General features: G+C 73.6%; 22 protein-coding genes, 1 pseudogene and 1 riboswitch. Of the genes and pseudogenes, 7 read left to right on the plus strand and 16 right to left on the minus strand.

The features are described from left to right. Positions 1 to 113: 113 nt before the first annotated feature. The gene (locus tag ACIRYZ_RS43310) at positions 114 to 770 is read right to left on the minus strand and encodes a class I SAM-dependent methyltransferase (RefSeq protein WP_402954177.1); all 657 of its coding nucleotides are present in this window, start codon (positions 768 to 770) and stop codon (positions 114 to 116) included. 116 nt (positions 771 to 886) lie between these two features. Between ACIRYZ_RS43310 and ACIRYZ_RS43315 the strand changes: the two genes are divergently transcribed. After that, positions 887 to 1,348, plus strand: coding sequence for a prevent-host-death family protein (locus ACIRYZ_RS43315; RefSeq protein ID WP_402954179.1), 462 nt, complete (start codon positions 887 to 889; stop codon positions 1,346 to 1,348). After that, the gene (locus ACIRYZ_RS43320; protein ID WP_402954181.1) at positions 1,345 to 1,701 is read left to right on the plus strand and encodes a hypothetical protein; all 357 of its coding nucleotides are present in this window, start codon (positions 1,345 to 1,347) and stop codon (positions 1,699 to 1,701) included. Before ACIRYZ_RS43315 ends, ACIRYZ_RS43320 begins: the two co-directional genes overlap by 4 nt. A gap of 41 nt (positions 1,702 to 1,742) precedes the next feature. On the opposite strand, the gene ACIRYZ_RS43325 is transcribed toward ACIRYZ_RS43320, so the two are convergent. Next, complete coding sequence (locus tag ACIRYZ_RS43325) at positions 1,743 to 2,918, minus strand: FAD-dependent monooxygenase (RefSeq protein ID WP_402954183.1); 1,176 nt, start codon at positions 2,916 to 2,918, stop codon at positions 1,743 to 1,745. A 128-nt stretch (positions 2,919 to 3,046) separates the two neighbouring features. On the opposite strand from ACIRYZ_RS43325, the gene ACIRYZ_RS43330 reads away from it, so the two are divergent. Beyond that, the gene (locus ACIRYZ_RS43330; protein ID WP_402954185.1) at positions 3,047 to 3,640 is read left to right on the plus strand and encodes a TetR/AcrR family transcriptional regulator; all 594 of its coding nucleotides are present in this window, start codon (positions 3,047 to 3,049) and stop codon (positions 3,638 to 3,640) included. A 52-nt stretch (positions 3,641 to 3,692) separates the two neighbouring features. Further along, complete coding sequence (locus ACIRYZ_RS43335; RefSeq protein WP_402954187.1) at positions 3,693 to 5,345, plus strand: serine/threonine-protein kinase; 1,653 nt, start codon at positions 3,693 to 3,695, stop codon at positions 5,343 to 5,345. 18 nt (positions 5,346 to 5,363) lie between these two features. Here the strand turns inward: ACIRYZ_RS43335 and ACIRYZ_RS43340 are convergent, their stop codons facing one another. The 7 genes from ACIRYZ_RS43340 to ACIRYZ_RS43370 form a co-directional block, all read right to left on the minus strand. Beyond that, a complete protein-coding gene (locus ACIRYZ_RS43340) occupies positions 5,364 to 5,840 on the minus strand; it encodes an OsmC family protein (protein ID WP_402954189.1) in 477 nt (158 codons plus the stop codon). Positions 5,841 to 5,905: 65 nt separating this feature from the next. Next, complete coding sequence (locus tag ACIRYZ_RS43345; protein WP_402954191.1) at positions 5,906 to 6,448, minus strand: AAA family ATPase; 543 nt, start codon at positions 6,446 to 6,448, stop codon at positions 5,906 to 5,908. A 24-nt stretch (positions 6,449 to 6,472) separates the two neighbouring features. After that, the gene (locus ACIRYZ_RS43350; protein WP_402954193.1) at positions 6,473 to 7,843 is read right to left on the minus strand and encodes a cobyrinate a,c-diamide synthase; all 1,371 of its coding nucleotides are present in this window, start codon (positions 7,841 to 7,843) and stop codon (positions 6,473 to 6,475) included. Positions 7,844 to 7,853: 10 nt separating this feature from the next. Next, a complete protein-coding gene (gene cobO, locus ACIRYZ_RS43355; protein ID WP_402954195.1) occupies positions 7,854 to 8,459 on the minus strand; it encodes a cob(I)yrinic acid a,c-diamide adenosyltransferase in 606 nt (201 codons plus the stop codon). Positions 8,460 to 8,465: 6 nt separating this feature from the next. Beyond that, positions 8,466 to 10,595, minus strand: a complete 2,130-nt coding sequence (locus ACIRYZ_RS43360) for a putative cobaltochelatase (protein WP_402954197.1) — start codon at positions 10,593 to 10,595, stop codon at positions 8,466 to 8,468. Further along, positions 10,592 to 12,106 (minus strand): cobyric acid synthase, encoded by a 1,515-nt coding sequence (locus tag ACIRYZ_RS43365; protein ID WP_402954199.1) that lies wholly within the window; start codon positions 12,104 to 12,106, stop codon positions 10,592 to 10,594. The genes ACIRYZ_RS43360 and ACIRYZ_RS43365 overlap by 4 nt, the downstream gene beginning before the upstream one ends. Further along, positions 12,103 to 13,065 carry a cobalamin biosynthesis protein gene (locus ACIRYZ_RS43370; RefSeq protein WP_402954201.1) on the minus strand — a complete coding sequence of 321 codons (963 nt, stop codon included), beginning with the start codon at positions 13,063 to 13,065 and terminating at the stop codon, positions 12,103 to 12,105. Before ACIRYZ_RS43370 ends, ACIRYZ_RS43365 begins: the two co-directional genes overlap by 4 nt. Before the next feature lie 98 nt (positions 13,066 to 13,163). Beyond that, a riboswitch (cobalamin riboswitch) is annotated at positions 13,164 to 13,295 on the minus strand. A 206-nt stretch (positions 13,296 to 13,501) separates the two neighbouring features. Between ACIRYZ_RS43370 and ACIRYZ_RS43375 the strand changes: the two genes are divergently transcribed. The 3 genes from ACIRYZ_RS43375 (at position 13,502) to ACIRYZ_RS43385 (ending at position 17,471) form a co-directional block, all read left to right on the plus strand. Then, on the plus strand, positions 13,502 to 14,194 hold the full coding sequence (locus ACIRYZ_RS43375; protein WP_402954203.1) for a helix-turn-helix domain-containing protein: 693 nt from the start codon (positions 13,502 to 13,504) through the stop codon (positions 14,192 to 14,194). Positions 14,195 to 14,329: 135 nt separating this feature from the next. Next, entirely contained in the window at positions 14,330 to 15,466 is a 1,137-nt protein-coding gene (locus tag ACIRYZ_RS43380; RefSeq protein WP_402954205.1) for an alpha/beta hydrolase family protein, read from the plus strand. A 679-nt stretch (positions 15,467 to 16,145) separates the two neighbouring features. Continuing rightward, positions 16,146 to 17,471 (plus strand): hypothetical protein, encoded by a 1,326-nt coding sequence (locus tag ACIRYZ_RS43385; protein WP_387618198.1) that lies wholly within the window; start codon positions 16,146 to 16,148, stop codon positions 17,469 to 17,471. A 69-nt stretch (positions 17,472 to 17,540) separates the two neighbouring features. On the opposite strand, the gene ACIRYZ_RS43390 is transcribed toward ACIRYZ_RS43385, so the two are convergent. The 7 genes and pseudogenes from ACIRYZ_RS43390 to ACIRYZ_RS43420 form a co-directional block, all read right to left on the minus strand. Then, on the minus strand, positions 17,541 to 18,419 hold the full coding sequence (locus ACIRYZ_RS43390; RefSeq protein WP_030285592.1) for a phosphatidylcholine/phosphatidylserine synthase: 879 nt from the start codon (positions 18,417 to 18,419) through the stop codon (positions 17,541 to 17,543). Further along, entirely contained in the window at positions 18,406 to 19,098 is a 693-nt protein-coding gene (locus tag ACIRYZ_RS43395; protein ID WP_387618195.1) for a phosphatidylserine decarboxylase, read from the minus strand. The genes ACIRYZ_RS43390 and ACIRYZ_RS43395 overlap by 14 nt, the downstream gene beginning before the upstream one ends. Positions 19,099 to 19,606: 508 nt before the next feature. Next, positions 19,607 to 20,809: an acyl-CoA dehydrogenase family protein gene (locus ACIRYZ_RS43400; protein ID WP_380612269.1), complete on the minus strand. Its 1,203-nt coding sequence runs from the start codon at positions 20,807 to 20,809 to the stop codon at positions 19,607 to 19,609. 152 nt (positions 20,810 to 20,961) lie between these two features. Next, on the minus strand, positions 20,962 to 21,465 hold the full coding sequence (locus tag ACIRYZ_RS43405; RefSeq protein ID WP_355674794.1) for a MaoC family dehydratase: 504 nt from the start codon (positions 21,463 to 21,465) through the stop codon (positions 20,962 to 20,964). Positions 21,466 to 21,469: 4 nt separating this feature from the next. Beyond that, entirely contained in the window at positions 21,470 to 22,465 is a 996-nt protein-coding gene (locus ACIRYZ_RS43410) for an HpcH/HpaI aldolase/citrate lyase family protein (protein WP_402954209.1), read from the minus strand. 43 nt (positions 22,466 to 22,508) lie between these two features. After that, a complete protein-coding gene (locus ACIRYZ_RS43415) occupies positions 22,509 to 24,539 on the minus strand; it encodes a protein meaA (protein ID WP_402954212.1) in 2,031 nt (676 codons plus the stop codon). Between the two features lie 10 nt (positions 24,540 to 24,549). After that, a pseudogene (locus ACIRYZ_RS43420) lies at positions 24,550 to 24,698 on the minus strand (crotonyl-CoA carboxylase/reductase); the annotation flags it as partial.

Genomic DNA, 24,698 nt, shown 5'->3' on the forward strand with positions numbered 1-24,698 from the left:
GACACCCAGTCCCACCCTCGATCGACGAACAGGCCGATCATGGCAGCCCGGACAACTGTTCATCAGCGGTTTGCGAATTTCCCAACGGAGTCCTTTAGCCGGGGGAGCGGAAGTCAAAGGTGCGCGACCAACGCGTAGCGTTCGTCATTCACGGGGCCGCCCCACAGGGCGGCATCCCCACTGAGCGGGTCGATGCGCAGCTCGGCCACCAACGGTCGTACCGCCGCCGCGAGTTCATCCGCCCCGACGCCCCCGCCCCACGGCAGGCGCTCCGCGCCGACGACGTACGGCGCCGTCTGCTCGCCAGCCTCGCGCCACCGTCCCTCGACCAGCACCAGCCGCCCGCCGGGCCGGAGCAGCCGCACCCAGGCGCGCAGTGCCCGCTCCGGCTCCGGAAGCGTCCAGATCAGGTGGCGGCAGAGCAGTACGTCGAAGCTGCCCTCCTGAATCGGAGGTGCGCCCGCATCGCCCACCAGGAACTGCCCTGGCAACCCGGCCGCCGCGAGCTTCGCGCGCGCCCGCGCCACCATCCGTGGCGCCAGATCCACCCCGGTCACCCGATGCCCACCCGCTGCGACCAGCTCCGCCAACGACCCCGTCCCGCACCCGGCATCGAGCACATCCGCAGGCCCCGCCGGCAGCCACCCCCGGACCCGCCGCGCCCACGCCTCCCGCGTCGGCGCCGCCCGCAGCCCGTGATCCGGCTCGTCGTCGAAACCCGACGAAGCCGCGTCCCAGTAGTCGGCGATGGCCCGGCTGGAGTCAGTCATGCCGGCCATCATCGCGCCCGGCACTGACATCCGGCCCGGCCGGGCCGGACCGGCCATTCACGCGTGCGCACCAATCGCGATTGACTTCGGAACGTATTCCGAATTAGCGTCGAGTCATGTCGACTCTCACCGTGTCCTTCTCCGACCTGTCGAAGAACTCCAAGCGCGTCGCGGACACCGTGGAGCGCGCCCAGCGCGTGCACGTCACGCGGCGGGACGGTGAGGACCTGTACCTCACCACCGAGCGCCACGACCGCCAGCGCGAGGAGACCGCGGACGTCACCGCGCGCCTGTTCACCGCGCTGATCGGCAGCGACGAGGGTGCGCGGGCTGTCCTGCTGGCCCTTCCCGCCGTCTTCCCCTGGGTCAGGCACCTGTCGGCCGAGGAGGTGCGCGAGTTCGTCGTCGACCTTGTGGATGCGACGCGCGACGTCGTGGAGCTCGACGTACACGCCAATCTGCACCGCGTGATAGTGGGATGGCGCGCCACCGCCAGAATCCTCGCGGACCCGGAGCTGACCGCGGAGCTCACCAGGCACCTTCCCGGTGACGATCACGGCGAGGTGGTCGCGCCGTGAACCCCAAGCGTGGTGATGATGTCGCGCCGCCACCGGTCGGTGACGAGTGGCGGGTGCGCTTCGGCACGACCGAGGCGGCGAAGGGGTGGGGCGAGCTGTGCGCCGAGGCGCCGGGCAACGCCCGCCGCTGCTTCGAGGCGTTGCGGGCGAACCCGCTCGCCAGGACGGATCCCGACCGTCAGCATCGGCTCCGGGGTCGCTTGGCGACCCGGATTCTCGGGGGTGCCGAGCTGTCGCAGTGGGAATACGAAGTGACTGCTGGCGGGCGGGTGCGATACGTGGTGGAGGAGGCGACTCGCACTGTGTACGTCGTCTATGCCTCGCCCCGGCACCCGAAGGACACTGACGCGTAGGTCTGGAGCTTCGCTCCGGTGGCGCGCCCGGCCCTTCCCTTTCACGCCTCTCCTGCCAGCACCGGCGGCTGCCAGCCGTACGTGGCGCTGGTGCGGCTCAGCAGGGCCCGGGTGGGGAGGAGGCCGGCGAGGGTGAGGGCGGTGTCGCGGAGCAGGGTGGTGGTGGGGGTACGGAGGGCGACGAGGGTGCCGATGCGGCGGGAGGCGGTCACGACGGCGGTGGTGCGGGGGAGGCGGGTCGCGGTGTAGACGGGCAGCGGGGAGGCGAGGTCGCCGGAGGGGGTGAGGAGCGAGGCGAGGACGACGGCGTCCTCGATGGCCTGGCAGGCGCCCTGGCCCAGGAAGGGGCACATGGCGTGGGCGGCGTCGCCGAGGAGGGCGACCCGGCCGTGGTGGTAGGCGGGCAGGGGGTCGGCGAGTTCCCGGACGTCGTGGCGGAGCACCCGGTCGGGCTCGGCGAGGGCGAGCAGTTGGGGGATGGGCGCGCACCAGTCGCCGAACAGCCTTTGGAGTTCGGCGTGTTCGCTGGTGGCACGGGTGCCGGCCGGGGCGAGGGCCGCTCCGTAGAGGTAGACCCGGCCGTCGGCGAGCGGGACGATGCCGGCGAGGCGGCCGCGGCCCCAGATCTCACCGGCGGCGGCCGGCCGGCGGCCCGGGGAGACGATGGTGCGCCAGGTGGTGAACCCGCTGTAGCGCGGGCCGGGGTGCTGGGGGAAGAGCTGGGAGCGGGTGGCGGAGCGGATGCCGTCGGCGGCGACGACCAGGCCGGCGGGCTGCTCCCCGTCGGTGGTGCGGACGACGGCGGGCTCGTCGGTGTTGCCGGGGGTGACCAGGGTGGCGGGGGAGTCGGTGCGGACGGTGCCCTTCGGCAGGGCGTCGACCAGGGCGGCGATGACGTCGGCGCGCGCGACGGCGGCGATCGGGTCGCCGAACTGGGCCTCGACGGCGGCGGTGCTGGTGCGAGCGAGCCAGCGGCCGGAGGGGTGGCGTACGCCGATGGCGGGGTGCGGGGTGGCGAGGGCGCGCAGTCGGGGGCCGACGCCGAGCCGGTCGAGGGCGCGCAGGGCGTTGGGGGCGAGGGCGAGGCCGGCGCCGACGGGCTCCAGGGAGGCGGCGCGTTCGTGGACGGTGACGGGGACGCCCTGCCGGTGGAGGGCGAGGGCGGCGGCGAGGCCTCCGATGCCGCCGCCGATGACGATCGCCTGGTGCATGCCCATGGTGGGCTCCTCTCCTCGCACTACAGGTGTAGTGCCCGATGCTCAGCATCGTACTACATGTGTAGTGAGGCGTAAACTACGGCTGTAGTGAGTTGGGGAGCCGGAACGGAAAGGCCATGATCGGATCCATGACACCCCCGCGCCCGACCCTGATCGCCGACGCCGCCATCGACCTGATCGCCGACGCCGGCCTGCGCGGGCTCACCCACCGCGCCGTGGACGACGCGTCCGGCCTGCCCGCCGGCTCGACCTCCAACCTCGCCCGGACCAGGGCCGCCCTGCTCGAACTCGTGCTCACCCGGATCGTCGAGCGGGAGACCGCCGGCTACCCGGTCTTCACCGAGGGAGAGGGGACCGCGTCCTCCGTGACGGCGCGCGAGCTGCTGGTCGAGGTCGGCGCCGACGTGCTGTACCAGGCGCTCACCACCGGGCGCAGGCTCACCCTGGCCCGCCTGGAACTCGCCCTGGAGGCCACCCGCAGGCCCGAACTGCGCGCCGTCTACGACCGTCTGGGCGCGGGCTTCGCCGACCTTGCCGCCGCCCTGCTCGCCCGCTCCGGCTCCGCCGACCCGACGGCCGACGCCCGCCGGCTGATCCGCTGGTGCGAGGGCGTGCTGTTCAACTCGACGGCCGGCAGCGGCCATTGGTACGTGCCGATGCCGGAGGAGCTGCGCGAGGAGGTCGCCCGCTACCTCGCCGCGCTGCTGGACCGGGAGGGTTAGGAGCCGGAGGCGCCCCCCTATACTCCGTGTGCTCGATCAGCCAGGGGGAAGCATGCTGAACACGTTGGAGATCGCCGTACTGACCACGATCGGTGCGGCGCTGCTGCTGCGGTTGGCGACACTGCCGGTGCTGGTGCGCGCCCAAACGGCGACCCGCCGACGGGCGTTGGCGGCCACCGGCGCGGACGCGACCGCGGGTGCGCCGGGCGGCGTCGGCGCGACCGTCGGCGAGCTCGCGGTGGGCCTGCTGGCCGTCGTGGGACTGCTGGCTCTCCTGCGAGTCTGGAGCAGCGTCCTCTACGAGGGACTGGGGCAGCCGTTCGACCTCGACAACGTGAGATACCTCGCCTTCCAGACGCACATGTCCCTCGTCCTGGTGCGGACCTGGTACATCGCCGGCTTCGTCACGTGCCTGCCGCTCTGGCTGCTGCTCTGCTACCTGACCCAACGCAAGCTGCTGACCAACGGCCTGCCCCCGCAGGCGTGGTCGGCCGGCCGGACCCGGGCCCAGGCCATCGGCCTGCTCGTGCTCCGCGCGGTGATCGGCGTGTTCGTCCTGCCGGTCGGACTGCTCCTCGCCGCCGTGGTGTTCCAGATCGTCGCCGTACTCGTGAGCCGCAGGCCCAAGCCGGTCGGCGCGGAGGCGGTGAGCGCTCAGGCGGCCCAGGCGTTCCAGGCAACCCCGGCATCGCCGAACCCGTACGCACCCACCGTCCCGCCGCAGGCGCCGTACGTCCCCACGCAGTTCGCCCAGCCCGCCCCGCCGCCGCCCCCGACCGCCCCGCCCGTGCTGTCGAGCCCGCCCCTGGGCAGCCCGCTCAGCGCCCACGAGCCCCGCAACATCGGCGGCTACCAGCTCCTCGGCCGGATCGGCTCCGGCGGCATGGGCACGGTCTACCTCGCCCAGCGCCAGGGCTCCGCGACCCAGGTCGCCCTGAAGACCATCAACCTCGAACTCCTCAACGACGCCGAGCTGTTGCGCCGCTTCCAGCGCGAGTCCGAGGTGCTGGCCATGGTCCCCGGCGCCTACACCGCCCGGGTGCTCGACGCGGGCGTGGACGCCGGACGCCCTTACCTGGCCATGGAGCTGCTGGACGGCCGTCCGCTGGACGTCCACCTGCGCGAGCAGGGCCCGATCCGCTCCGCCGAGGCACTGCGCGCCCTCGCGCTGGCGCTGGCCGTGGCGCTGTCCGGGGTGCACCGGCTCGGGCTGGTCCACCGGGACCTCAAGCCCGCCAACATCATGCTGACCACGGCCGGCCCGCGCCTGCTGGACTTCGGCATCGCGGCGATCGTGGACGGCACCCGGCTCACCGCCACCGGCGGCGGGCCGGGCACCCTGACGTACATGGCGCCCGAGCAGTTCGGCGAGGAGCGGGTCGGCACGCCCGCCGACGTGTGGGCCTGGGCGTGCTGCGTGGTGTGCGCGGCGCACGGCGCCAGCCCGTTCGCGGCGACCAGTACCGGCGCGGTGATCCGGCGGATCGTGGACACCGGGCCCGAACCGGCCGCGCTGGCGGCGGTCCAGGCCCTCGACCCGGGCCTCGCCGCCGTCGTCACCCGCGCGCTGGCCATCGACCCGGCGCAGCGCCCGGCGGACGGTACGGCCCTGCTGGCGGCGCTCGCGGCGGCCCAGCAGACGGCGCCGGACCCGGCGGGCGTCCACGACCAGATCACCCGGGGCTGGCAGACGCTCGCACTGTAGCCCCGGCCCGCCGGCTCCCTACGCCTGACCCTCGACCGTCACCTCGGGCTCGTTCCGCACCGGGAAGTTGACCGAGTTGGCGATGAAGCAGGCCCGGTGCGCCTCCGCGTGCAGGGCGAGCGCCTTCTCCGCCATCCCCGCCTCGGCGACCTCCAGCCGCGGGTGCAGCACCACCGAGGTGAAGTGTCCGCCCTCCGGCGTCACGGCCATGGTGCCCACCGGCCGGTCGACGTACGAGGTCACCACGACCCCGTTCACCGCGCACAGGTGCAGGTACGAGAGCAGATGGCACTGGGAGAGCGAGGCGAGCAGCAGCTGCTCCGGGTTCCAGCGGGCCGGGTCGCCGCGGAAGACGGGGTCGGCGGAGCCGGGGATGGTCGGCAGGCCCTCGGCGGACACCTCGGCGTCGCGGGAGTAGGAGCGGTAGTCGCTGGTGCCGGTGCCCCGGTTGCCGGTCCAGCTGATCTCGGCGGTGTACGTGTGCTGCCTGGCCATGGGCGTACCTCCGTGGGAAGCGGGTTGCTGCCGGACAGTCAACCGCAGGAGGCTGCCGCGCGGGCTCATCGCGGCGCGGTCGCCCGCGCGAGGATCGCTTCGGCGCAGTCGTCCACCGAGGCCTGCGAGGTGTCCACGACCAGGTCGTACGCGACGCCCTCGTGCACCGCCGAGGCCTGCGCGGCGGCCATCCCGGCGACCCGGTCGCCGCGTGCGGCCTCCCGGGCGGCGGCCACCTCGGGGGCGCAGCGCACGCCGACCCAGAGCACGTCCAGGCCCTCCAGCGCGCTCCGCCAGCGCTGCTGCGAGGCGGCCCCGCCGAGGAACACCTCGTCCACCACGATCCGCGCCCCGGCCCGGGCCATCGCCGCCACCCCGACCGTCCAGGCGGCGTCCAGCGCGGCGAAGACCGGCCCGACCTCGACCGTGCCGTCCCCGTCGTCGAGCCCGCCGATGCCTTCGCCGCCGGCCAGCAGCCACGGCGGCAGCGCGGCCACCATGGTGTCCGCGCCCAGGTGCAGCCAGGGCTCCGGCAGCAGTTCCTGCAGGGCGCGGGCCAGGCTCGACTTGCCGGAGCTGGAGCCGCCGTTGAGGACGATCACATGCATGCGCGCATCCTAGGGGCGGACCCCTCAGGCGCTCGCCGCATTAAACGCCGCCGCGGCCGCCGCGAACGAGGCGGCCAATCCGGGCGATCCGGCCCAGTGCAGGTGGAGGTACGAGGCGTGCACCCGGCCGCCCGTGAAGCCCTCGGTGCGCGGCCCGGTCGGCAGCCGCCAACCCCAGGCGGGGAGTTCGCCCGCGCCCGGCTCGCAGACCGTCCGGTGGAACTCGTGCCCGCGCACCCGGGTGCCGGCCGGGGCGAGCGGGGAGTCGTGCAGGGCGACGGCCTCGCGGTAGCCGAGGGTGAGGCGTTCGGTCATCCGGGCGGTGGTGTCCAGCACCCCGCACATCGGCAGTCCGTCCAACTCCCTTCCCAGGTAGAGCAGTCCGGCGCACTCGGCGGCGACCGGCCCACCCGAGGCGGCGAACTCCGCTATGGCCTGCCGCAGTTCGGCATTTCCGCTCAACTCCCTTACGTACAGCTCGGGGAAGCCGCCGCCGATGACCAGCCCGGCTGTCCCCTCCGGCAGCGCCGAGGCGTGCAGCGGGTCGAACGGGACGACCTCCGCGCCCGCCGCGCCGAGCAGTTCGGCGTTCTCGGCGTACGAGAAGGAGAACGCGGCGCCGCCCGCCACCGCGATCCGCGGCCGCCCGGCCGCCGGCGCGACCTCGGTCGACGGGTCCCACGGCTCGGCATCCAACTCCGGTGCCGTCCGGGCGAGTTCCAGCAGGGCGTCCAGGTCGACCGAGGAGGCGACCAGCTCGCCCATGTCCGCGACGGCCTTCAGCGCCTCCGCCGAGCGCTCCACCGCCGGGATCAGCCCCAGGTGCCGGGACGGCGTGGCGACCGCCGCCGAGCGGCGCAGCGCGCCCAGCACCGGCACGCCGGAGCCCTCCTCCAGGGCCTCGCGCAGGAGCTGCTCGTGCCGGTCGGAGGCGACCCGGTTGAGGATCACCCCGGCGAGGCGCACCTGCGGGTCCCACGAGGCGAAGCCGTGCACCAGCGCGGCCACCGACCGGGACTGCGAGGAGCCGTCCACCACCAGCACCACGGGTGCCCGCAGCAGCTTGGCGACGTGCGCCGTGGACGCCAGCTCCCCGCGCCCGGAGGCCCCGTCGAACAGGCCCATGACCCCCTCGACCACCGCGACGTCCGCCCCGGCCGCGCCGTGCAGGAACAGCGGCGCGATCCGCTCCGGCCCGCACATGAAGGCGTCCAGGTTGCGGCCCGGGCGCCCGGCGGCGAGCGCGTGGTAGCCCGGGTCGATGTAGTCGGGGCCGACCTTGTGCGGGGAGACCGCCAGCCCGCGCGCGGCGAGTGCCGCGATCAGGCCGGTGGCGACGGTGGTCTTGCCGGCGCCCGAGGAGGGCGCGGCGATGACGAGGCGGGGGATGTTCACGTGGGCAGGCTCACCACTCGATACCGCGCTGGCCCTTGCGGCCGGCGTCCATGGGGTGCTTGACCTTGGTCATCTCGGTGACCAGGTCGGCGAAGTCGGTCAGCGCCTCGGGCGCGTACCGGCCGGTGATGACGACGTGCTGACTGCCCGGGCGGTCCTTGAGCACCGACACCACCTCGTCCGGGTCGATCCACCCCCAGTGCATCGGGTAGGTGAACTCGTCCAGCACGTAGAAGCGGTAGGTCTCGGCGGCGAGGTCGCGCTTGACCTGCTCCCAGCCCTCCTTCGCCGCCTCCTCGCTGGACATCTCCTGCTCGGCGGAGCGCTGGATCCACGACCAGCCGGAGCCCATCTTGTGCCAGTCGACGGTGCCGCCCTCGCCGGAGGCGCCGAGGACGCGCAGCGCGTTCTCCTCGCCGACCTTCCACTTGGCGGACTTCACGAACTGGAACACCCCGACCGACCAGCCCTGGTTCCAGGCCCGCAGCGCCATGCCGAACGCGGCCGTGGACTTGCCCTTGCCGGGGCCGGTGTGCACGGCGGTGATCGGCTGCGTACGGCGCTGGCGGGTCGTCAGGCCGTCGTCGGGAACGCTCTCGGGGACACCCTTGGGCATGTCGGCTCAGGCCGCCTTTCGCATCGCGGTGGTGGATCGGTTCACGGAGCGGCTCACGGGACGGCTCACCGAGCGGTTCTCGCGGACCAGCGAGGCCACACCCTCGGCGCGCAGCTCGTCCAGACTGACGGCGCTGCCGCCGAGCAGCCCGGCCAGGGTACGGGCCAGGCCCAGGCGGACCGGCCCGGACTCGCAGTCCAGCACGACGTTCGCGGTGCCCTGCGCCGCGAACAGCGCGGCCGCGCGCTGCGACTGCGCGAGCGCGTCCCGCCCGCCGGTGGCCCGGCCGTCGGTCACCACGACCAGCAGCGGGCGCCGGTTCGGGTCGCGCAGCCGCTCCACCCGCAGCACCTCGTGCGCGCGCAGCAGGCCCGCGGCCAGCGGGGTCCGCCCGCCCGTGGGCAGCGACTCCAGCCGGGCCGCGCCGACCTCGACCGAGGAGGTGGGCGGCAGCGCCAGCTCGGCGCCCGCGCCCCGGAAGGTGATCATGCCGATCTTGTCGCGGCGCTGGTAGGCGTCCGTCAGCAGCGACAGCACCGCGCCCTTGACGGCGGTCATCCGCTGCCGGGCGGCCATCGAGCCGGAGGCGTCCACCACGAACAGCACCAGGTTGGACTCCCGTCCCTGGCGCACCTGTTCGCGGAAGTCGTCCTTGTGCAGCACCAGCGCCCGGCCGTCCCGCCCGCGCGCCACCTGGTGCGGCGCGGCGGCCTGCAGGGTCGCGGTCAGGTGCAGCCGGCTCAGCGGGCCCTGCGGCCGCCGGGCGCGGATGGTGTGCCCGCCGGAGGTCTCGGCGGGGGAGCGGCGGCCCTGCGCGCCATGGCCGGTGCCCCGCACGGTGAACAGCCGGGTCCGGTACGGATCGCCGGCCGCGACCGGCGCCGACTCCCGTGCGGGGGCGGGGTGCTGGGCCGGGACGGGCGGCTGCGCGGGCGCCTCGGCGTCCTCGGGGGCGGACGCCTCCGGGGTGCCGCCGTCGGACGGCTCGGGCGCGCCGCCGCCGTCGGGCCCACCGTCGTCGGGGCCGCCACCGTCGGGGCCGCCACCGTCGGGGCCGCCGTCCGGGCCCTCCCCGTCCGGACCCGGGCCGTCACCCTCGGGCTCCGGCTCCGGGTCCTCCGGCTGGGCGTGCTCCTCCAGCGTCCGGTCCAACTGCTCCTCGTCCAGCCCCGGAGCGTCGAACGGGTTGCGGCGGCGCCGGTGCGGCAGGGCCAGCTGGGCGGCCTTGCGGACGTCCTCCTCCAGCACCTCGGTGCGCCCCGCCCAGGCGGCCAGCGCGACCGCAGTGCGGGCCATCACGATGTCCGCGCGCAGCCCGTCCACCTCGAACGCCGCACACACGGCGGTGATCTGACGCAGTGCCACATCCGGCAGCTCGACCTTGGGCAGCAACTCCCGGGCGGCGGTGATGTGTTCGGCGAGCTCCCGCTCCTCGGCCGCGAACCGGGCCGCGAAGCCGGCCGGGTCAGCGTCGTACGCGAGCCGGCGCCGGACCACCTCGGCGCGCTCGGCCGGGTCCCGGGTGGCGGCGATCTCGACGGTCAGGCCGAAGCGGTCGAGCAGCTGCGGTCGCAGCTCGCCCTCCTCCGGGTTCATCGTGCCGACCAGCAGGAAGCGCGCCGCGTGCCGTACCGACACGCCCTCGCGCTCCACGTACGAGCGGCCCATCGCGGCGGCGTCGAGCAGCAGGTCCACCACGTGGTCCTGGAGCAGGTTCACCTCGTCGATGTAGAGCACGCCGCGGTGCGCCTTGGCGAGCAGCCCGGGCTCGTACGCCTTGACGCCCTCGGCGAGCGCGCGCTCCAGGTCGAGCGAGCCGACGATCCGGTCCTCGGCCACGCCGACCGGCAACTCGACCAGCTGGGACGGGCGTTCGTGACTCTCAAGGGAGGTGTGCGGCCCGTCCGGGCACTGCGGGTCCGGCGCGGTCGGGTCACAGGCGAAGCGGCAGCCGTCCACGGCGGCGATGGAGGGCAGCAGCCCGGCCAGCGCGCGCACCATGGTGGACTTCGCGGTGCCCTTCTCGCCGCGCACCAGCACGCCGCCCACGGCCGGGGACACCGCGTTCAGCAGCAGCCCGAGCCGCAGGTCGGACATGCCGACGATCGCGGTGAACGGATAGCGGACGTCAGTCATGCGTCACTCCCAGGTGCCCCGGGCGCCAGGAACGGCAGCGACCCGGCTGCCGGCACCCCGCCCTCGATCAGCTTCCACAGCGCGTCGGTGTCCGCGTGTTCCTCGATCAGGTCGCCCAGCCGGTCCAGCCGGGCCTCGCGTGCCTCGGCGAAGCAGGTGTCCGGCGCCGGGACGAACGCCCGGCCCGCCGACTCGGCGACCTCGCGCAGGAGTTCGCGGCGGAAGCCGTCGTTCTCCAGCGCGCCGTGCCAGGTGGTGCCCCAGACCGAGCCGACCCGGCAGCCGTCCAGGAAGGGGGTGCCCCCGTCGACGGCCACCACTCCGTGGTGGATCTCGTAGCCCTCGACCCGCTGTCCGTACGCCTCGCCGACCGGCCGCGCCAGCACCTTCTCGGCGCCGAAGCGCACCCGCGTCGGCAGCAGCCCGAGCGCGTCGACGACGCCCGCCTTGGACTCCACCTCGTCGTCGATCGAGCGCGCCAGCATCTGGTACCCGCCGCAGACCCCGAGGATCGGCAGCCCGGCCGCCGCCCGCGCCTTCAGCGCCGGCTCCAGGCCGCGTTCGCGCAGCCAGGCGAGGTCCGCCACGGTGGCCCGGGTGCCGGGCAGCACCACCAGGTCGGCGTCGGCCAGCTCCTCCGGCCGGGTCGCCCAGCGCACCAGCACGCCCGGCTCCTGCGCCAGCGCGTCCACGTCGGTGAAGTTGGACAGCCGGGGGAAGCGCACCACGGCCACCCGCAGCACGTCCGCCCCGAGCGGCCCGCGGCCGTCGACCCGGTCCACCACCGTCGACAGGTCGAGCGAGTCCTCGGCGTCCAGCCACAGGCCCGGCAGCATCGGCAGCGTGCCCAGCACCGGACGGCCGGTCAGCTCGTGCAGCATCTCCAGCCCGGGCGCCAGCAGCCGCGCGTCGCCGCGGAACTTGTTGACGAACCAGCCCGCCACGTGCCGCTGGTCCTCGGCCGACAGCAGCGCCAGCGTCCCGTACATCGCGGCGAAGACCCCGCCGCGGTCGATGTCGCCGACCACCACGACGGGCAGTCCGGCGGCCGTGGCCAGGCCCATGTTGGCGATGTCCCGGTCGCGCAGGTTGATCTCGGCGGGCGAGCCGGCGCCCTCGCAGACCACCACGTCGAAGCGGCGGCGCAGGTCCGCCAGGCACTCCAGGGAGCGTTCGAGCAGGACGGGCTTGCGCTCCCGGTAGTCCAGCGCGCCCACCTCGGCCACCGGCCGGCCGAGCAGCACCACCTGGCTGCGGCCGTCCGCGCCGGGCTTGAGCAGCACCGGGTTCATCGCCGCCTCCGGCTCCACCCGGGCGGCCTGGGCCTGCATCGCCTGGGCGCGGCCGATCTCGGCACCGTCGGCGGTGACGAAGGAGTTCAGCGACATGTTCTGTGCCTTGAACGGCGCGACCCGCACGCCCTGGCGGGCCAGCCAGCGGCAGATCCCGGCCGTCACCACGCTCTTGCCCGCGTCCGAGGTCGTCCCGGCGACCAGCAGCGCGTTCGTCATGCCCCACCCCTCTTCATCAGGAGCCGCAGCAGGACGTGCCCCGCGACCGTCGTACCCAGCGCCAGCGCGCCCACCCGCCGGGACAGCGTGCAGGCCCGCTCGATGTCGTCCACCGTCACCGGCCGCAACTCTGCGCCCAGCACCGGCCGGTGCTCCACGCGCTCCCCGTACTGCAAGGTCCCGCCCAGCCGCACGCCCACCGCGCCGGCGAAGGCCGACTCGGCCTGGCCCGCGTTCGGGCTCGGGTGCGCGGAGCCGTCCCGCCGCCAGACCCGCCAGGCGGTCCGGGGCTCGGGTGCGGCGGCCACCGTCAGCAACGCGGTGAGCCGGGCGCCCGGCCAGCCGGCCACGTCGTCCAGCCGGGCCGAGGCCCAGCCGAAGCGGGCGTAGCGGGGCGAGCGGTGGCCCACCATCGCGTCCAGGGTGTTTACCGCGCGGAAGGCCAGCAGGCCCGGCGAGCCCGCCAGGGCGCCCCAGGTCAGGGCGTTCACCACGGCGTCGGCGGTGTTCTCGGCCACCGACTCGACCACGGCCCGGGCGATCTGCTGTTCGTCCAGCGCGCTCGGGTCCCGCCCGCACAGGTGCGGCAGCCGTTCCCGGGCGGCCGTCAGATCGCCCGCGGCGAGGGAGCGGCCGATGGTGCGCGCCTCCCGGGTCAGCGAGGTGCCGCCGAGCACCGTCCAGGTCGCCGCCGCGGCCAGTGCCGCCCGCCCCAGCGGACGGCGTCCCACCGTACGGTCCAGGGCCAGCGTGCCGGCCGTGACCGCGCCCACGCACAGCGCCGTGTACGCCGTCCCGGCCGTGCGGCCGTCGCGCCACAGGCGCCGTTCGAGGCGGGTCGCGGCGCTGCCGAAGAGCGCGACGGGGTGGCCGCGGCGGGGGTCGGCGAAGCGGGCGTCGACGGCGTAGCCCGCGACGGCGCCCAGCGCGAAGGCGGCGGCGCGGGTCAGCGGGCGCACTGCGGTGGGCAGCTCGGGGTCCGATGGGGCGGGGCAGGCTGCATCGCGTGCGTGTCCTCACTCAGGGTCCGCGCCCTGGATCGACGTACCGGGGGCGAGAGTCTCCTGGCTTCCGGGTCGGACGCACCCCCGGGCCTTCCAGCGGCTTCTGACGGCCCGCCGTGACACCTTCCGAGCGTGCTCCCCGGTGACAGTGGCGGGACCGCGCCGGATTCGCACCGGCTTCCTCTCCATGCCTCCGTTTGGCGCAAGGATCCCATCACGCGGCCGATCCACGCGTCAACCGAGGTCACGGAGGGGTTGGTCACACGGCGGCCGCACGGCGGCCGGGTGCCGTCACTGTGCGATCGCCCAGCGCGGCGGAGGGCCCGTCAGTCCCGCTTCGTGCGTTCCGGGGCTGGGGGCGCGCCGAGGGCCGCGCCTACCGTTCGGTGCCATGCGCCGCAGAAAGACCCCCGCCGCCGCCCCGCCCCCGGTGCCGTTCTCGCCCGAGGCCGCACGCGCCCACCGGGTCGGCCTCGGCCTGACCCCCGAACAGGTCGCCGAGGGTATGGCCGCCCACGGCGTACGGCTGCTGTTCGGCCACGTCCTCGCCTGGGAGAACGGCGACCTGAGGCCCGGCGAGGCCGAGCTCATCGCCCTCGCCCGCGCCCTCTGGTGCCCCGCCGCCGACCTGATGGGGGCGCGCCCGACGCGCCTGCGGGACCACCGCATCGCCCGCGAACTCGGCCAGGAGGCCGTGGCCGAACGCGTCGGCATGTCCCTGCCCGCCTACCAGCAGGCCGAACTGACCGGCTACTGGGACGGCGACCCGGACCAGACCCACGCCCTCGCCCAGGTCCTCGGCCTGCGGCTGACCGAGCTGGTCGAGGCCACCGGCCGCGCCGAGGCCCTGGACCGGCTGCTGCGCCAGTGCGTCGCCGGCCGCTGGCAGCCCCATCTGCGCGCCCTCGCCCGTCTCGTCCCCGTCCCCGAGCCGGACCTCGCAGCCGTCCTCCCCGTCCTCCACCAGGAACACCACGTCCCCACCCACTGGGGCACCCCCAGCGTGCCCCGCATCCCCGCCCCGCCGCTCACCCCCCGGTTCTGGCAGCTGCTCGCGGCCCAGCCGACGGCCGTTCCGGTCTGAGGCTCCTCTTCCTCCCCCGTGCCCCGGTTCCCTTCCCATTCCCCGGATGGCCCATTCCGGTGGCCTGGGGAGCACGACCCTGGTGAACTGGTGTACGAACACCGTCCGGGTCCGTGAAGCAGAGCGGGGAACGATATGCGTTGGCGAACCGCAGCGGTCGTGGCCGCCGCTGCCGTCGGGGCCGGGGCCGTCGTCCTGGTGATCGGCCGCCGGGCCTCCGAGCGGATGGTCCATCCGGGCGCGGGGCCGGGTGCGGGGCCAGGGGCGGCCGTGCAGGAGTCCGGGCCCATCCTGGTGCAGAGCCTCGCCGCCGGCCGGGTCACCTTCACCCGCCGCCCCGAGAGCCTGCGGCGCGGCCGCTGGGCCGTCGAGTGGGAGGGCGGCGGGCACGCGGTGGTCGAGGAGATCCTGCACAGCGACGAGCAGGGCGTCACCCGGCGGCTCGTCCGCGCGGACCGGGGCACCCTCACGCCCGGCACCGAGGTGCACTTCACCCCCCGCGTGCTGCTCGGCGACCCCACCGAGGCGCTCGGCCTGGCCTTCAGTGACACCAGCGCCGACGGCGAGCTGGGCGCCCTCCCGGCCTGGCACCTCGACGGCAAGCGCGGTACCTGGGTGATCCTCGTCCACGGCACCGAGGCCGACCGCCAGCAGACCCTCCCGGTCCTGCCCGTCCTCGACCGCCTCGGCCTGCCCGTCCTCGCCGTCACCTACCGCGGCGACGCGGGCGCCCCCGCCTCCCCGGACGGGTTGAGCCACTTCGGCGCGACCGAGTGGCGCGACGTCGAGTCGGCGATACGGCTGGCGCTCGACCACGGTGCGGGCCGGGTGATCCTGTACGGCTGGTCGTTGGGCGCCACCATGGTCCTGCACGCGGCGGCCCGCTCCGCGTGGGCGCACACCATCAGCGGGCTGATCCTCGACTCGCCCGTCCTCGACCTGCCCGCCTCCGCCCGCCGCGACGCCGCCCGGGCCGGCTTCACGGGCGTCGCCGCCGAGCTGGGCGCCCTGGCCGCCGAGGGGCGCACCGGCGTCGACCTCGCCGACTTCGCCCGGCTCGCCGAGGGAGCGGACCTGCACGCCCCCACCCTGGTGCTGCACAGCCCCAGCGACCGGATAGCCCCCTTCGGCGCCGCCCAGCGCCTCGCGGCCGCCCGCCCGGACGTGGTCAACCTGCAGGCCTTCCCGGGCGCCGACCACGCCGCCCTGTGGAACTCCGCCCCCGACCACTACACCGAACTCCTCCGTCGCTGGCTCACCCCCCTGCTCTGACCGCGCCGGCCCCGGCTTCGGGGGCCAAATTTGGCCCTGTGGGTGAGGGTCGGCCCATCCGACTTCCCCGCGACAGCCCACCCGACCGCCCGTTGCCGCCCCGGGAAGCACCACCGGCCCGGGGCGCCCGCGGCTCCGCCCTGCCGTCCACGCGACCCCCGTTCGATTCGCTGTCCGGATCGCGCCCCCGGCGCGGCTCCCGCTCGCGTACCAGAAGTCGGCCCGGCGGACTTCCCGTGCCGAAACCTCCGTCCCCCGGCGGACGCCGCCTGGCCGGATCCCCGCCCACCGCGCCTCCGTACGCCCCCGTCCGACACGCAGCGTGACAGGCCGAACGAGTACCGCGACGCCCGGCCGCAACCCTGGCATGGTCCCGCCACACGTTTCCAGCCAGGCGGTTTGCCACTGTTGCCCGATCTTGCGGAGGTGCCGTCCACGGTCTCCCGGTCGTACGGACAACCGGATGTGACAGAAGGCCGGTACAAGGGGAAGACTGCTCGACGTGACGTCTCGGAACCCGCGCGACCGTGATGCCCCGCTCCCGCCGACGATCGGTACCGGTGCGACGGTGACCCGTCTCCCGGGTACACCCCACCGGCCCTCCGGTGGCAGGCCGGGCGGGGCCGGTGTACCCCGGCGACGAGGGCCCGCGCCGGCGCCAGGGCGGGGCCGGGTTCCCGTGCCGGACGGCTTCCCCGCGCCGGCCGAGCTCGCACCGCTGGCCCGCCGGATGCTGGTGGACGCCGTCCGGATCGCCCGCTGGGCCGGGGAGCTGGACGAGGTCGACAAGCGCGGCGAGCTGCTCCCGGAGGACGCCCGCGCGGCGGGCCGGGCACTGGCCATGACGGTCGGCGCCGCCGCCAAGGCCTGGGGACAGGCGCTGCTGGTCGGCCTGGTGGAGGCCCGGGACGGCGGCGCCGGCCCCGGCTGGCGCCTGCACGCCTGGGAGCACGACGACGAGGCCGTGGTGCGCGGCTGGTCCGGGCTGTTCGACGCCTGGACGCTGCTCGCCCCGGTGCCGCCCGCCGCGCTGCGCGGGGTGTTCGCCGTCCTGGCCGGCCAGGCCGTGGACCAGGCCCCGCAGCTGCTGTCCTTCCTGCACCTGGTGGACGGCCCGGTGGCCGAGAGCGAGCTGCTGGAGCTGCTGCGCCGCGGCCTGGACGAGCGCAGGGTCGGTACCGGCCTCGGCGGCCCCGGCCTGTCGCCCGTCCCGCACGCCGCCTCGGCCGTCTCCGCCGTCCGCGGCACCTGCCGCGAGCCGCAGATCGACACCCCGGCCTCGCCCTCCGACGTGGCCGCCGTCCTGGACTGGATGCTGGACGGCCTGGCGGCGGTCGGCGCCGTGGTGCGCAGGAACGATGCCGCTGAGCTGTCCCCGCTGGGCCACTGGGCGGTGCGGGCGAAGCTGGAGGAGATCTGCACGGTCGCCCAGACCGCGGCCGGGCACATCGAGCAGAGCGCCTTCGAGCTGCTGAACGCCTGCGCGGACTACTCGCCGGGCCCGGCCCGGGCCGAGTTCCGCGCCTGGGTGGCGGCCCGTCCGGCGGACCGCGCGGTGGCCGAACTCCTGGAGGCGGCCCAGGGCGACGACGCGCTGGTGCGCGGCCTCGCCTTCGAGGCGCTGCGGGTGGCCGGGGGACCGGCCGAGCAGGCGGTGCGGGCCTCGGTGGACGAGCCGGTGCTGCGCCCGTACGCGCTGCTGTGGCTGGCGGAGCGCTCGGACGAGGGCGTCTCCCCGGCGGACGTGCTGGGTGCCGAGGACGCCGCCTGGCTGTGGGTGGACACCGCGGCCGCGGTGCTCGACCACGGCGAGACGGAGCTGCTGGTGGGCCACGTCGAGGGCGCCTCGGCGGGCGACCCGGTGCGGCTGTTCGCCCGGGCCCGGCAGTCGGGCCACCCGCGGGCGGCCTCGGTGCTGACCGCGGTCTCGGGCGTGCACCCGGACCCGGGCGTGGCCCGGGCGGCCCGCCGCTCCGCCTTCAGCGTCCACACCGGCGGTGCGTAGCGAACCCGGAAACGAGGAAGGGCCCGGAACCATCAGGTTCCGGGCCCTTCCCGTACGTCACCAAGCGGCTCAGCCGAGCCGCGACTCCGCCCGTCGGGCACGGACGTCGCCGACCTTCTGTCCGACCTTGCGCCGGATGACCAGCAGCGGCGCCATCGCCGCGAGCGTGATCTGGGCGAAGGCACCGACGTGCATCAGGGTGTCGCCGCCGGGCAGGCCGGTGGCCCAGGCCGCCAGGCAGCCGATGGCGACGACCACCCAGCACAGCGTGGCGGTGGCCAGCAGCCCCTGCGGCTTCGGGTACTCGATCCGGCTGACCATGAGGTACGCGGCGCCGAAGATCGCGAGCAGACCGGGCAGGAACGGCGGGTCGAGCAGCACGATGGCGATGACCGTCATCGCGCCCATCGGGCAGGGCATGCCCTGGAACACCCCGGGCCGCATCTTGACGGCCGAGAAGCGGGCCAGCCGCAGGACCACCGCGAGCAGCACGGTCAGTGCGATCAGCGCCGAGAGCGTCCGGTTGGACCCCTGCGAGACCATGCCCCAGACCGCGACGAAGTAGGCCGGCGCGATGCCGAAGCTGATCAGGTCGGCCAGGTTGTCGAGTTCCGCTCCGAGGGCGGAGGAGCGGAGCTTCCGCGCCACCAGGCCGTCGAAGAGGTCGCACATCGAGCCGATCAGCAGCAGCGTGACGGCCGTGGCCGCGCTGTGCCGGTCCGGAGCGGCGTCCGGGTTGGTGATGTGCGGGATCAGGACCCCGGTGGTGATCGAGTAGATCGCCAGGAAGCCGCAGACGGCGTTCCCCAGGGTCAGGAAGTCGGCGGTGGACAGGTGCTGCGGGGAGCGCGGGGCGCGCAGCTCGCGGTCGCGCGCCCAGCGGCGACGGCGCAGGGCCGTCTCCTCGTCGTCCAGGCCGACGATTGTCTCAGGATCAGTCACGGTCAAGGCGCGTCACCCCGGCTGTGGTCTTCTGGCCGACCTCGACGCCGACCTCGACGCCGGCCGGCAGGTAGGTGTCGACCCGGGACCCGAACCGGATCAGACCGATCCGGTCACCCTGCTCGACCTTGGTTCCGGCGGCCACGTACGGCACGATGCGGCGGGCCACGGCCCCCGCGATCTGCACCATCTCGATGTCGCCGAGCTCGGTGTCGAAGTGCCAGACGACCCGCTCGTTCTGGTCGCTGTCCTTGTTGAACGCCGGCACGAAACCGCCCGCCACGTGCTCCACCGACGTCACCGTGCCCGGCAGGGGCGCGCGGTTGACGTGGACGTTGAGCGGGCTCATGAAGATCGCGACCCGGGTGCGGCCGTCCGGCCAGGCGTCGATGCTCTGCACCACGCCGTCGGCGGGGGAGATCACTCTGCCCGTGCCGATCTCACGCTCGGGGTCGCGGAAGAACCACAGCATGCCCGCGCTCAGTGCGCAGGCCGGAACCGCCGCCAGGGCCCACTTGCCGTTGCGCCGGGTGAGGGCGCTGGTCACGGCTGCGGTGGCGAGGGTGGGGACGAACCAGGGGGTGGCTCCGCGCGCGATGGTCACGCGGGGTCGCCGACCGGCCGTCGGGCCTGCGAGGGCATCGCGGTCCGTGACGGAGGTGTGAGGGGACGGGCTGATGGGCATCGAAGACCTTTGTCGCGGGGGATCATGGCCGCTGGACGGGGGCCACCGCGGAATCGGTAATAGAGGGACGGCTTGCTGTCCCGGTGGATGCTATCGGGAGCACACGGTGGGTGGGCAACCCGCCTGCTCGTTCATGTGTCCGGTGGGAGCGCGTACGCGCGTCCCACCTGTACGACCGTAGCTCGCCCCGGTCCGGTTCCCAAGGGACCCGGCGAGGCTGGTGACACTTGTCTCAACAGGGGGCGCGCTCGGAACCCGGAGGGGACACGGTCCGTAGCGGCCGGAAGAAGGTGTACGGAAGCGGCCGCAGGGCGCGTCGCTGCAGCTGTACGCCCTGCGGCCGCTTTCCGGAGGGCCGTGCCGGGCCCTGGCGGACCAGGCCGGGCCCGTGACGGTGCACGGCGCTCTGCCGGGACGGGCCCGCACGCCCGTCGACCGGCGGTTCGAGAGGGGGCCGTCCGTCCGTGACGCCGGTTCACGGCGTCGGGCAACCCGGACGGCCCCGCGATCACTCGGCGATCCGGTACTCCTCCAGGAGCCGGCGGCCGACGATCATCTTCTGGATCTCCGCAGTTCCTTCACCGATGAGCAGCATCGGGGCCTCGCGGTAGAGGCGCTCGATCTCGTACTCCTTGGAGAAGCCGTAGCCGCCGTGGATCCGGAAGGCGTCCTCGACGACCTCCTTGCAGTACTCGGAGGCCAGGTACTTGGCCATGCCGGCCTCGAGGTCGTTGCGCTCGCCGCTGTCCTTCTTGCGGGCGGCCATCACCATCATCTGGTGGGCGGCCTCGACCTTGGTGGCCATCTCGGCGAGCTTGAACTGGATCGCCTGGTGCTCGGCGATCTTCTTGCCGAAGGTGGAGCGCTGCTGGGCGTAGGAGATGCCCAGCTCGAAGGCGCGGCGGGCGACGCCGCAGCCGCGGGCGGCGACGTTGACGCGGCCGACCTCGACGCCGTCCATCATCTGGTAGAAGCCGCGGCCCGGGACGCCGCCGAGGATGCGGTCGGCCGGGATCCGGACGTCCTGCAGGACCAGCTCGGTGGTGTCGACGCCCTTGTAGCCCATCTTCTCGATCTTCCCGGGCACGGTCAGGCCGGGGACGGTCGGGTTCGGGCCGAAACCGGCCGTCTTCTCGATCAGGAAGGTGGTCATGTTCTTGTACGGGGTGTTGCCGCCCTCGTCGGTCTTGCACAGGACCGCGACCAGGGTGGAGGTGCCGCCGTTGGTGAGCCACATCTTCTGGCCGTTGAGGACATAGAAGTCTCCGTCCTTGACGCCCTTGGTGGAGATGGCCGAAACGTCGGAGCCGAGGCCGGGCTCGGACATCGAGAAGGCGCCGCGGATTTCGCCGGCGGCCATCTTCGGCAGGAAGTAGTCCTTCTGCTCCTGGGTGCCGTGGGCGTTGATCATGTGCGCCACGATGAAGTGGGTGTTCACGATGCCGGAGACCGACATCCAGCCGCGGGCGATCTCCTCGACCACCAGGGCGTAGGTGAGCAGGGACTCGCCGAGGCCGCCGTACTCCTCGGGGATGGTGAGGCCGAAGAGCCCGAGCTGCTTCATGCCCTCGACGATGGCGGTCGGGTACTCGTCCTTGTGCTCCAGCTCGGTCGCGACCGGAATGATCTCCTTGTCGACGAAATCCCGCACGGTGGCGAGGATGTCCCGCTGGATCTCGGTGAGGCCGTCGGTCTGTGCGAGGCGTCCCATCGTGCGGCTCCGGAAGGTCTAAAGAGGGCGGGGGGGGGGGGGATTTCCGGGGGCCCTGCCGGCGTGGCTGCGGCAGCAGGGCCCCCGACCGGGCTGGGGGTCGGCCGATGACGGCGGCCTCCCCGTCCGGGGTCTCTGTAAAGAGGAGGGATTCAGGAAAGCGGCTCGGGGCGCCCCGGCTGCTCGCCGCCGCGCTCCTTGATGTACGTCGCGGTCGGCACCATCACCTTGCGGCGGAAGATGCAGACGACCGTGCCGTCCTGCTTGTACCCCTTGGTCTCGACGTAGACGATGCCGCGGTCGTCCTTGGACTTGGACGGCCACTTGTCGAGGACGGTGGTCTCGCCGTAGATGGTGTCGCCGTGGAAGGTCGGCGCGATGTGGCGCAGCGACTCGATCTCCAGGTTGGCGATCGCCTTGCCGGAGACGTCCGGGACGGACATGCCGAGCAGCAGCGAGTAGATGTAGTTGCCCACCACGACGTTCTTGCCGAAGTCCGTCGTCTTCTCCGCATAGTTGGTGTCCATGTGGAGCGGGTGGTGGTTCATGGTGAGCAGGCAGAAGAGGTGGTCGTCGTACTCGGTGACGGTCTTCCCGGGCCAGTGCTTGTAGACCGCGCCGACCTCGAACTCCTCGTAGGTGCGTCCGAACTGCATGGTCTTACGCCTCCGCCTTCTTGTCAGTGTCGGGCAGTTCGAACTTGGTGGTGCGCTGCATGCCGGCGGCCCGGCCCTTGCCGGCGATGACCAGGGCCATCTTGCGGCTGGCCTCGTCGATCATCTCGTCGCCGAGCATCGCGGAGCCCTTGGCGCCGCCCGCCTCGGAGGTGCAGTAGTCGTACGCGTCGAGGATCAGCTCGGCGTGGTCGTAGTCCTCCTGCGAGGGCGAGTAGATCTCGTTCGCAGCGGCGACCTGGTCCGGGTGCAGCACCCACTTGCCGTCGAAGCCGAGGGCGGCGGAGCGGCCGGCCACCTCGCGGTAGCCCTCCTGGTTGCGGATCTGCAGGTACGGGCCGTCGATCGCCTGCAGGTCGTTGGCGCGGGCGGCCATCAGGATGCGCATCAGGATGTAGTGGTAGGCGTCGGCCGGGTAGCCGGGCGGCTGCTCGCCGACCACCAGGGACTTCATGTTGATCGAGGCCATGAAGTCGGCGGGGCCGAAGATGATGGTCTCCAGCCGGGGCGAGGCCTCGGCGATGGCGTCGACGTTGATCAGGCCCTTGGCGTTCTCGATCTGCGCCTCGATGCCGATCTTGCCGACCTCGAAGCCCATGGTCTTCTCGATCTGGGTGAGCAGCAGGTCGAGCGCCTTGACCTGTTCGGCGTCCTGGACCTTGGGGAGCATGATGCAGTCCAGGTTCGGGCCGGCGCCCTCGACCACGGTGATCACGTCGCGGTAGGTCCAGTGGGTGGTCCAGTCGTTGACCCGGACGACCTTGGTCTTGTTGCCCCAGTCGCCGTTGTTCAGCGCGTCGACGATGTTGTGGCGGGCACTCTCCTTGACCAGGGGGGCGCAGGCGTCCTCCAGGTCGAGGAAGACCTGGTCGGCCGGCAGGCCCTGGGCCTTCTCCAGGAATCGCGGGTTGCTGCCCGGTACGGCGAGGCAGGAGCGGCGCGGGCGCAGACGGCTGCTTGCAATGTCGCTGGCGGTAGTCATGAGGGTGGTTCAGTTCCTTCCCAGTGGTCAGCTGGTCAGCTGGTCAGTTCGCGGCCGGGGTCGGTGCGGGCGTCCACGGCTGGAGCCTGTTGGCCAGCCGGATCTCGTCCACGATCCGGCCGATGATGGTCGTGATGCCGAAGTCCTTCGGGGTGAACACGGCGGCGACGCCGGCGGCCTTGAGGGCCTCGCCGTCCGCTGCCGGGATGATGCCACCCACGATCACCGGAACATCCTCCACCCCGGTGCGGCGCAGCCGCTTCAGGACGTCGGGCACCAGCTCGGCGTGGGCGCCCGAGAGGATGGACAGGCCCACGCAGTGCACGTCCTCCGCGACGGCGGCGGAGACGATCTGCTCCGGGGTGAGCCGGATGCCCTGGTAGATCACCTCGAACCCGGCGTCGCGAGCACGGACGGCGATCTGCTCGGCACCGTTGGAGTGTCCGTCCAGGCCGGGCTTGCCGACCAGCAGGCGCAGCTTGCCGGCGCCCAGCTCCTCGGCGGTGGCGGCGACCGCGGCGCGGACCTGCTCCAGCTCCCCGCCGGGCTCGGCGGCCACCGCGACGGGTGCGCCGCTCACGCCGGTGGGGGCGCGGTACTCGCCGAACACCTCGCGCAGGGCGAAGGACCACTCGCCGGTGGTGACCCCGGCCCGGGCGCAGGCGAGCGTGGCCGGCATCAGGTTAGCCTCGGTGGCGGCGACGGCCTTGAGCTCGGCCAGCGCCTCCTGGGCGGCGGCCTCGTCCCGCTGTCCGCGCCAGGCCTCCAGGGCGGCCAGCACGGAGCGCTCGGAGGCCGGGTCGACCACCATGATCGCGGTGTCGAGGTCGGCGGTGAGCGGGCTGGGCTCGGTGGTGTCGAAGCAGTTGACCCCGACAATCTTGTCCTCGCCGGACTCGATCCGGGCCCGGCGGGCGGCGTGCGAGGCGACCAGGTTGGACTTGAGGTAGCCGGACTCGACGGCCGGGATCACTCCGCCCATCTCCAGCACCTTGGCGATCTCCGCCTCGGCACCGGCCAGCAGCGCGGCGGTCTTGGCCTCGATCACCTCGGAGCCGTTGAAGATGTCGCCGTACTCCAGCAGGTCCGACTCGTAGGCGAGCACCTGCTGGATCCGCAGCGACCACTGCTGGTCCCACGGGCGGGGCAGGCCGAGCGCCTCGTTCCAGGCGGGCAGCTGGACGGCCCGGGCACGGGCGTCCTTGGAGAGGGTGACGGCCAGCATCTCCAGGACGATCCGCTGGACGTTGTTCTCCGGCTGCGCCTCGGTCAGGCCCAGTGAGTTGACCTGGACGCCGTAGCGGAAGCGGCGCTGCTTGGGGTCGGTGACGCCGTAGCGCTCCAGCGTGACCTTCTCCCAGAGCTGGGCGAAGGCGCGCATCTTGCACATCTCCTCGACGAAGCGCACGCCGGCGTTCACGAAGAAGGAGATCCGGGCGACCACGTCGCCCATCCGCTCGGCGGGCACCTGGCCGGAGTCGCGGACCGCGTCGAGCACCGAGATCGCGGTGCACATCGCGTAGGCGATCTCCTGGACGGGCGTGGCGCCCGCCTCCTGCAGGTGGTAGCTGCAGATGTTGATCGGGTTCCACTTGGGGATGTTGCCGACCGTGTAGGCGATCATGTCGGTGATCAGCCGCACCGAGGGGCCGGGCGGGAAGACGTGCGTCCCGCGCGACAGGTACTCCTTGACGATGTCGTTCTGGGTGGTGCCGGTGAGCTTGGCGATGTCGGCGCCCTGCTCCTCGGCGACCACCTGGTAGAGCGCCAGCAGCCACATCGCGGTGGCGTTGATCGTCATGGAGGTGTTGGTCTGTTCGAGCGGGATGCCGTCGAACAGGGTGCGCATGTCGCCGACGTGGCCCACCGGGACGCCGACCCGGCCCACCTCGCCGCGGGCGAGGATGTGGTCGGAGTCGTAGCCGGTCTGGGTCGGCAGGTCGAAGGCGACGGACAGGCCGGTCTGGCCCTTCGCCAGGTTCCGCCGGTAGAGCGCGTTGGAGTCGCTCGCGGTGGAGTGGCCGGCGTAGGTGCGCATCAGCCAGGGGCGGTCGCGCTGGACGTGTTCGGTCATCGGATCCGTCTCACACGTTCCGGAAGCGGTTGATGGCGTCGACGTGCCGGGCGCGGAACTCCTCGTCGCGGACGCCCAGGCCCTCTTCCGGGGCCAGGCAGAGCACGCCGACCTTGCCCTGGTGCTTGTTGTGGTGCACGTCGAGGGCGGCCTGGCCGG

The organism is Kitasatospora sp. NPDC101155, from assembly GCF_044768305.1.
GTDB lineage: Bacteria > Actinomycetota > Actinomycetes > Streptomycetales > Streptomycetaceae > Kitasatospora.

Excerpts from the sequence above, each read along its gene's own strand:
- ACIRYZ_RS43310 (WP_402954177.1), bottom strand. The coding sequence starts at position 770 with ATGACTGACTCCAGCCGGGCCATCGCCGACTACTGGGACGCGGCTTCG.
- ACIRYZ_RS43315 (WP_402954179.1), top strand. The coding sequence starts at position 887 with ATGTCGACTCTCACCGTGTCCTTCTCCGACCTGTCGAAGAACTCCAAG.
- ACIRYZ_RS43325 (WP_402954183.1), bottom strand. The coding sequence starts at position 2,918 with ATGGGCATGCACCAGGCGATCGTCATCGGCGGCGGCATCGGAGGCCTC.
- ACIRYZ_RS43330 (WP_402954185.1), top strand. The coding sequence starts at position 3,047 with ATGACACCCCCGCGCCCGACCCTGATCGCCGACGCCGCCATCGACCTG.
- ACIRYZ_RS43335 (WP_402954187.1), top strand. The coding sequence starts at position 3,693 with ATGCTGAACACGTTGGAGATCGCCGTACTGACCACGATCGGTGCGGCG.
- ACIRYZ_RS43340 (WP_402954189.1), bottom strand. The coding sequence starts at position 5,840 with ATGGCCAGGCAGCACACGTACACCGCCGAGATCAGCTGGACCGGCAAC.
- ACIRYZ_RS43345 (WP_402954191.1), bottom strand. The coding sequence starts at position 6,448 with ATGCATGTGATCGTCCTCAACGGCGGCTCCAGCTCCGGCAAGTCGAGC.
- cobO (WP_402954195.1), bottom strand. The coding sequence starts at position 8,459 with ATGCCCAAGGGTGTCCCCGAGAGCGTTCCCGACGACGGCCTGACGACC.
- ACIRYZ_RS43360 (WP_402954197.1), bottom strand. The coding sequence starts at position 10,595 with ATGACTGACGTCCGCTATCCGTTCACCGCGATCGTCGGCATGTCCGAC.
- ACIRYZ_RS43365 (WP_402954199.1), bottom strand. The coding sequence starts at position 12,106 with ATGACGAACGCGCTGCTGGTCGCCGGGACGACCTCGGACGCGGGCAAG.
- ACIRYZ_RS43375 (WP_402954203.1), top strand. The coding sequence starts at position 13,502 with ATGCGCCGCAGAAAGACCCCCGCCGCCGCCCCGCCCCCGGTGCCGTTC.
- ACIRYZ_RS43380 (WP_402954205.1), top strand. The coding sequence starts at position 14,330 with ATGCGTTGGCGAACCGCAGCGGTCGTGGCCGCCGCTGCCGTCGGGGCC.
- ACIRYZ_RS43395 (WP_387618195.1), bottom strand. The coding sequence starts at position 19,098 with ATGCCCATCAGCCCGTCCCCTCACACCTCCGTCACGGACCGCGATGCC.
- ACIRYZ_RS43400 (WP_380612269.1), bottom strand. The coding sequence starts at position 20,809 with ATGGGACGCCTCGCACAGACCGACGGCCTCACCGAGATCCAGCGGGAC.
- ACIRYZ_RS43405 (WP_355674794.1), bottom strand. The coding sequence starts at position 21,465 with ATGCAGTTCGGACGCACCTACGAGGAGTTCGAGGTCGGCGCGGTCTAC.
- ACIRYZ_RS43410 (WP_402954209.1), bottom strand. The coding sequence starts at position 22,465 with ATGACTACCGCCAGCGACATTGCAAGCAGCCGTCTGCGCCCGCGCCGC.
- ACIRYZ_RS43415 (WP_402954212.1), bottom strand. The coding sequence starts at position 24,539 with ATGACCGAACACGTCCAGCGCGACCGCCCCTGGCTGATGCGCACCTAC.